At 65.8% G+C, this 7,477-nt stretch carries 6 protein-coding genes; 3 read left to right on the top strand and 3 right to left on the bottom strand.

Features of this window, described 5'->3' with window-relative positions:
- From Q0U08_RS15270 to Q0U08_RS15280, 3 genes are all read left to right on the top strand, one after another.
- Positions 1 to 1,588 (top strand): hypothetical protein (locus Q0U08_RS15270; RefSeq protein ID WP_298092361.1); only part of this gene is annotated, 1,588 nt, incomplete at its 5' end.
- A complete protein-coding gene (locus tag Q0U08_RS15275) occupies positions 1,585 to 2,328 on the top strand; it encodes an SDR family oxidoreductase (RefSeq protein WP_298092362.1) in 744 nt (247 codons plus the stop codon). The genes Q0U08_RS15270 and Q0U08_RS15275, both read left to right, overlap by 4 nt.
- Entirely contained in the window at positions 2,325 to 3,302 is a 978-nt protein-coding gene (locus Q0U08_RS15280) for a beta-propeller fold lactonase family protein (protein ID WP_298092363.1), read from the top strand. Before Q0U08_RS15275 ends, Q0U08_RS15280 begins: the two co-directional genes overlap by 4 nt.
- 10 nt (positions 3,303 to 3,312) lie before the next feature.
- Here Q0U08_RS15280 and Q0U08_RS15285 read toward each other — a convergent pair whose 3' ends face one another.
- The 3 genes from Q0U08_RS15285 to Q0U08_RS19905 form a co-directional block, all read right to left on the bottom strand.
- Positions 3,313 to 3,762, bottom strand: a complete 450-nt coding sequence (locus Q0U08_RS15285) for a nuclear transport factor 2 family protein (RefSeq protein WP_298092364.1) — start codon at positions 3,760 to 3,762, stop codon at positions 3,313 to 3,315.
- A gap of 187 nt (positions 3,763 to 3,949) precedes the next feature.
- The gene (locus Q0U08_RS15290) at positions 3,950 to 4,396 is read right to left on the bottom strand and encodes a nuclear transport factor 2 family protein (protein ID WP_298092365.1); all 447 of its coding nucleotides are present in this window, start codon (positions 4,394 to 4,396) and stop codon (positions 3,950 to 3,952) included.
- 144 nt (positions 4,397 to 4,540) lie between these two features.
- Positions 4,541 to 7,393 carry a PAS domain S-box protein gene (locus tag Q0U08_RS19905; protein ID WP_367271145.1) on the bottom strand — a complete coding sequence of 951 codons (2,853 nt, stop codon included), beginning with the start codon at positions 7,391 to 7,393 and terminating at the stop codon, positions 4,541 to 4,543.
- Positions 7,394 to 7,477 lie beyond the last annotated feature (84 nt).

The raw sequence follows: 7,477 nt of genomic DNA on the forward strand, positions 1-7,477 counted from the left end.
AAGTGGCACGCCCCCCACCCACCCGCTGCCGGCCGGGCAGGCGGTGGTGATCTCCGACGCGATCCTCGTCTTCCGCGACCGGGCGGGCGACAACGAGCTGGAGATGGCGCGCCAGTTTCTCCAGATGCTCGGCATCGCGTACAAGGCACTGCCGCTGCCGCGTACCGACTATCGCGACTGGGTCGGCCTGTCGGAGCGCACCGTGCGCGATCTGGCAGAGGCGCCGCAGGCCAGCGTGCGACACTATGGCCATCGCTACATCATGCCCTATCCGGAGGGCGAATATCCGGACATCATGGTGCAGATGTCGGTGCTGGCCGCGCTGCATGATTATGGCCGCTGGCTGGGCGAGCCGCTGCCCCTGGAAGACGAACTGCGTGCCGGGCTGGAGCGTTTCTACGACCCCGAACTCCGGACGCTGCGCCGCTATCTGCCGAACGTCGGCAAGGACAAGGACGCGGATGCGGTCGACAGCTGGTATCTCTACCACCCCATGCTCAACATGGCGCGACTGGCCCTTGAAGGCGACGAGGCGTGCCGCGACCTGCTGCTGAAGTCGGTCGGCTTCGGCATCCGTGCGGCGCATCATTTCAATTATGTCTGGCCGATCATGTACGACATCCGCGACTTCACGGTGAAGACGCAGGCCCGCAACGACGACCGGTTCGGCCAGACCGATGTCGGCGGCATCTACGCCTATCTGATGCTGCAATGTCATGAACTGACCGGCGAGCCGACCTATCTGGACGAAGCACGCGCGGCGATCGACGCGGCGGTCGGCATGCGTTTCGACCTGGAATATCAGGCGAACCTGACTGCCTGGGGTGCCGCCGCCTGTATGCGGCTGTGGCGGATCACCAATGACGATCGCTATCTGGCGCAAAGCTACGTCTATCTCGCCAGCTTCTTCCACAATTGCGAGATCTGGGAGTCCGGGATCGGCCATGCGGTGCATTACCGCACCTTTCTGGGCGCCACCTGCCTGCACGACTCGCCCTATATGGCGATCTACGAATGCTTCGACAGCTTCACCGCGTTCGAGGCGTATCTGGCGGACAGCGGCCCGGATCTGGAGCCCGCGGTGCGCATGCTGATCGGCGAATACTGCAAATACGCACTCGACCGCGCCTGGTATTATTATCCGGAGGCGCTGCCAAAGGAGATACTGGCCGATCCTCCGCATCAAAGCGGCATCATCAACCCGGATCTCGCCTTCCCGCTTGAGGATCTCTACGGCGACGGTCAGTCGCCCGGCCAGATCGGGCAGGAAATCTATGGTTGCGGTGCGGCGATGGTCTTCGCGACCCGGTCCCACCACATCATCGACGACGCGCCGTTCCGCCTGTTCTGCAACCTGTTCATCCGCGGCATCGAGCGGACCGGAGACCGCGCCCTCACCCTGTCGCTGGACGGTGGCGAGACGTGCGAAGCCAATCTGTCGCTGGTCCGCCTCAAGCGGCGCAAATTGCCCGAGGTGATGCTGACCACCGCGGGGGGCGACGCCGTCCGCCCCCACGCCACCTCCCACGACCGCCTTGACTTCCGCGTGCCTGCCAATGGCCGCCTGATCCTCACCTGGAGTGTATGACCATGCAGAGCGAGCGCCTGACCATGCAAGGAAAGACCATCATCGTCACCGGCGGCACCACCGGCATCGGCCGCGCCATCGTCCGCAGCCTGGCCGATCAGGGCGCGCGCGTGCTGACGCTCGGCCGGGACGAGACCGCGCTGGCCGAGGCGCTGGACTCCTTCGCCGACGCGCCGGGCGAGGTTTATGGCATCAGCGCCGATCTGGGCACGCGCGAAGGCGTCGCCCGCCTGTTCGAGGAAGCGGATCGGCGACTGGGCCCCATCGATGCCTTCGTCTCCAACGCCGCGCTCGGCGCCGATCCGATCGACGAGATGGAGGATGATGCGTGGCGCTACGTCGTCGACGTCAATCTGGTCGGCGCCCTTGCCTGTACCCGCGCCGCACTGGAGCGGCTGGGCGATGGCGGCCAGATCGTCATCATCGGATCGATCAGCGCGGCCATCCACGCGCCGGGCGAGAGCGTCTATTCCGCCACAAAGGCGGGGCTATCCGCCTTTGCCGAGACGCTGCGCAAGGAGGTGAAGGATCGCGGCATCCGCGTCGGCCTTGTCGAGCCGGGTACGGTGGGCAGCGACATGCAGGAGCCCCCTGCCGAGGAACAGCGCGCGATGATCGCCCGGCACGAGATGCTGTATGCCGAGGATATTGCGGACGCGGTCGACTTCATCCTGACCCGCCCGCCCCGTGTCGATGTCGTCACCCTGCGCGTCGAGCCGCGGATGCAGGAGCTGCCATGACCGCCGCGTTCGTCGGCACCTATGCCGGCAAGGGCGGTGCCGGACTGGTCCCGCTCGTCCATGATGCACAAGCCGGCGGCTGGACGGCTGGACCGCCGATCCCGTCGATCCGCAACGCGTCCTTTGCGGTCACCTCCCCGTCGCGCGGTCACCGCTATCTGGTGGACGAGGCGGCAGGCAGCGTGGACGTCTATGCCGCCGACTGGCGCCCGCTGGCACAAGTCCGCTCGGGCGGCGAGGCGCCCTGCCATCTCGCGCTCGCGCCGGACGAATGCCACCTGGCAGTCGCCAACTATGCCAGCGGCAGCGTGACGCTGTTTCCCCTGGACGACGCCGGCCTGCCCCGCCCCGGCACGACGCTGGCCCATCATGGCCGCGGGCCGGATCCGGATCGACAACGGGGTCCGCACGCGCATTGGGTGGGCTTCACGCCGGCAGGTGCGCTGCTCGCCGTCGATCTCGGCACCGACCGCATCGTGTCGCGCTCGCTCGACCGACTGGACGCGCCACAGACGCTCTACGCCGCCCCGCCCGGATCAGGCCCGCGCCACCTTGCGCTCCACCCGACGCTGCCGGTCGCCTATCTGGTCAGCGAACTGGCTGCCACGCTCACCGTGCTGCGCTCCGAAGGTGCGATGTTCCGCGCCGAATCGGTCCGCGCGATCACGGTCGAGGAGACGCTGGGCGGCGCCATCGCGCTCGATGCACCGCGTGCGCGCCTTTATGTCACCACCCGCGGCGGCGACTGCATCGTCACCTACGCGCTCGATCCCCACGGCACGCCGACGCGCATCGGCCACATCTCCAGCATCGGCCGCTCGCCCCGTCACCTGCTGCTCCTGGACAACACCCTCCTCGTCGCCAACGAGGAAAGCGGGCATGTCACCATTTTCCAATTGGATGACGGGCGCCGGCCCCATGGCGATCCCGTGGCTATGAACGTCCCCGGCGCCGCCTTCCTCATGACAGCCTGAAGCGGACCGGTCAGCGCGCTGCGGCGATCGTCGCCTGGCGCGCGATAAGCTGCCAATTGCCTGCGCGGTTCGCCCATATGTCGGTAAAGGGACGCGTAACCTGCTTGCCGGCACCCGGTCCTTTGTTCGGCACCATGGTGTCGTAACCCATGATCACGGTTATTTCAGGTTTCCGGCCAACAAAGGTGATGTGTTTGCGAAAGTCCTTATAGTCGAGGAGATCGCGCTCCATCGCCGCGATCACCTCTTCGCGGCGAAGCACCATATTGTTGGGAGCATTCACCACGAAATCTTCCGCCCACACGGCACGGACGCCGTTGGCATCATGCGCCATCATCGCTTTTCCCAACCGCCCGTAAGCAGCGCCGATCTCCGGCGGCACGCGAACGTCGGGGGACGACTGCGCCACGGCCGGGATGGCAATGATGAAGCCCGCCAGCATACCGATGATCTTGAGCAACAGTCCCTCCCGTTCCCGCGATCCACGATGCGGCCGCAAACTACCGCACGCCGTCCTTGCTCGCATTGTCGTCAGGGGGCATTACCCATTCAGGGTAAGCGCGTCTGATCCGGAACATTCCGTTTGTGGCGGAGCGCAGTCGAAGCACGGCCGCATGCGCCGGCACTGCAATTCCCGCCGACTGGCATCACGGCACCAGCGATTCATGTGCCAGCACCACGCGCCACCCTTCGGGCAGCTTCTTCCAAACGGAAGTGATCACCAGCCGCGCCGGCTTCGGATCGCCGGCACGCGACACCCGCATATGTTGCAGGGACGTCACCACGCCCTTCCCCTGCGACACGATCTCTGCCGGCCCCTGTTCTTCGAAGCGGATGCCGGCGTTCTTGTCGGCCCACCACTTGCGCTGTTCGCGCGCAATGGTGTCCCATCCGCGCATCGTCTCGGCATCAAAGGTGATCGTAAGTCGGGGTGACCGCCAGTAGCTGCGCATGAACGCGTCCGCATCCAGCCGTTCCGCCGCGCGGTTCATATCCATGATGGCCCGGCGGACCTGATCCTCGCCGCTTTGCGCATGCGCCACCCCCGCGCCGGTCAGCGCGACGAACGCGGTTGCTACCCATGAACACCGCATCAGGGCCTCCCGGAACGGATATGAGGTGACCCGCCGGTTCCGCAGCGGCACCTCGCATGCAGCTTCTGCCTAAAACTGCAGAACTGCAAGCACGGACGTGCTGCTTCGGGTATCGCCCAACGAGACGCTGCGATGAACGCCGCCCTATCCCAGCGGCGTTTCCAGCACCTCGCGCACCTTGGCCGCCAGTTCCTCGATCGTGAACGGCTTGCCGATCAGTTCGACGCCCGGGTCCAGCACGCCATTATGCACCACCGCATTGCGGGTATAGCCGGTGGTGAACAGCACGCGCAGATCGGGCCGCCGCCGCCGCACCTCCTCGGCCAGCTTGGCGCCGTTCACTTCGGGCATCACCACATCGGTGAACAGCAGCGCGATTTCGGGATGAGCATCCAGCAGGCGCAGCGCCGCCGCCGCCGAATCCGCCTCGATCACGCGGTAGCCCAATTCGGTCAGGGCCTCGACGCTGAACTGCCGAACGCTCGGCTCGTCCTCGACTACCAGGATGACTTCTTCCTGCTCGCCCAGCGGCAGATCGCGGTCTTCGGCCAGCGAGGCGGGCTCTGCCTCTGCGCCGATCAGTCGGGGCAGATAGACCTTGACGGTCGTACCCTCGCCCGGCTCCGAATAGATTTTTACATGCCCGCCGGACTGTTTGACGAAGCCATAGACCTGACTGAGCCCGAGTCCCGTTCCCTTGCCTACACCCTTGGTCGTGAAAAACGGGTCGAACGCCTTGGCGATCACCTCGGGCGGCATGCCGGTGCCCGTATCGGACACCGCGATCAGCACATAATGGCCTGCCGCGACGCCCATGTGCGACGTGACATAGCGCGCATCCAGATGGGCGTTCTGCGTCTCGATCGTCACACGTCCGCCGTCCGGCATCGCGTCGCGCGCGTTGATCGCCAGGTTCAGGATCACGTTTTCCAACTGGTTCGGATCGACATGCGTCGGCCAGATCCCGCCCGCCAGCACCGTCTCCAGACGTACGTCCCCGCCCAGCGAATGACGCAGCAGATCGGACATACCGGCAACAAGCCTGTTGGGGTCGACCGCTTCGGGCCGCAGCGGCTGTTGCCGCGAAAAGGCGAGCAACCGCTGGGTCAGCGTCGCCGCGCGCCGGGCGCCGTCCGCCGCTGCATCGATATAGCGTTTGGCACGTGCATCCGACGCACCGATCCGCCGGTTCAGCAGGTCGAGCGATCCGATCGTCACCGCCAGCATATTGTTGAAGTCGTGCGCGATACCGCCGGTCAACTGGCCGACCGCTTCCATCTTCTGCGCTTGACGCAACTGCTGCTCGGCCACCGCCAGCTTCGCCTGATCGCGCAGGCGGTCCGTTACATCGACGGCATATTGGAACGCCCCGATAAAGCGGCCTTCGCGGTCATGCAGCGCGTTGAAGCGCAGTTCGTAATAGGGCCGATCCAGGTCGCTCTCGCCGAACGGCTCGGTCACGGTGAACGCCTCGCCCGTCAGCGCGCGGCGCCAGATCGCCAGTGCCTCGTCACGATGTTCGGCGACCGGTGCCATCAACTCGGCCAGGCTGTCGCCCACCTTGGGATGGATGCCATAGATGCGGGCGAACTCCGCGGCATAGGACGCGTTCAGCGCCAGGAAGCGATAGTCGGGCGACACCACCGCGATCATCGCATTGGCGTTCTCGATCACGTCGGCCCACAGCTTGCGCTCGGCCAGCGCGTCCTCCACCCGGTGCTCCAGCGTCTCGTTCAGCGCGCGCAGCGCCAGATCGGTGCGGCGACGCTCGGTGATGTCGTTGAACAGGATGGCGACGCGACGGTCCTCCGCCGGCCCCAGCCGAAGCGCATGGACCTCGAACCAGCGGCCCATCGCCTCCGATCCGTTCTCGAACCGCACGGGCTCGCCGGATCGCGCGACACGGCCATAGGTTTCGAACCAGTGCGCCTCCAGTTCGGGCACCAGTTCGCGGGCGCTGCGTCCCTCCACGTCGTGCAGCCCGGTTTGCCGCTCGAACGCCGGATTGGCCTCGACGAAGCGATAATCGACCGGGCGATCCTCGTCGTCGAACACCATGTCGATGATGCAGAACCCGGCCTCGATCGCCTCGAACAGCGTGCGATAGCGCTGCTCGCTGGCACGCAGCGCATTCTCCATCTCGCGCCGTTCATCGATATCGATCACCGACCCGATATAGCCGAGGAAGGCGCCGTCCGCGCCGAAGCGTGGCGACGCCGCATCGATCGCCCAGCGATAGGTGCCGTCATGGCGGCGCAGGCGATATTCCAGCCGAAACGCCTCGTGTCGCGCATTGGCGTTCAGGAAGACCTCGCCCGACCAGCCGCTATCCTCGGGATGCACCGCATCCAGCCAGCCCAGCCCCTGCGCGGCCTCCTCCGTCTGGCCGGTGAAGTCATACCAGGCCTTGTTCAGATAGGTGCATTGGCCGTTCGGGTCGGTCACCCACATCATCACCGGTGCGTGATCGGCCATGTTCCGGAACCGCGCTTCGGACTCCACCAGCGCCTCTTCGCGCGCGCGCTGCTCCGACACGTCGCGCACCTCGATCACCGTTCCGACCGGATCGCCCTGATCGTCCAGCACCGGGCTCGCGGTAAACGCCACGGGGTAGAAGGAACCGTCCGGCGCGACGAACAATTCCTCGCCATCCATCTGGGATCGCTCGGGAAAGGCCCGATCGATCGGACACTCCTCCAGCGGGTAGTGCCGCCCGTCGGGATACGTGTGGTGCACCACGTCGTGCAACGGGCGCCCCGTCATCTCCCTCAGACTATACCCCGTCAGCACCTCCGCCGCCGCATTCGCATAAACACAATGCTGCCGCCCATCCATCAGGAACACGGCCATGCGCGTGTTATCCAGCACGGCATTCAGCCTTCTGTCCGCCTCTGCCAGCGCGCGGTCCACTCCCCGCCGCCCGGCAATTTCTGCCTCCAGCTGAGCCGCCCGTTGGTCGCGCAGCGCGATCTCGCGACGCAGATCCAGTTGCGTCATCACCTGACGCGCAAGCAGTTCAAGTGTCAGCCGTTGGCGGTCGGTAACCCCTTGAGGCCGCGGCTTAGTATCTAACACGCACAC

It is taken from the genome of uncultured Sphingomonas sp. (assembly GCF_946477935.1).
Lineage (GTDB): Bacteria > Pseudomonadota > Alphaproteobacteria > Sphingomonadales > Sphingomonadaceae > Sphingomonas.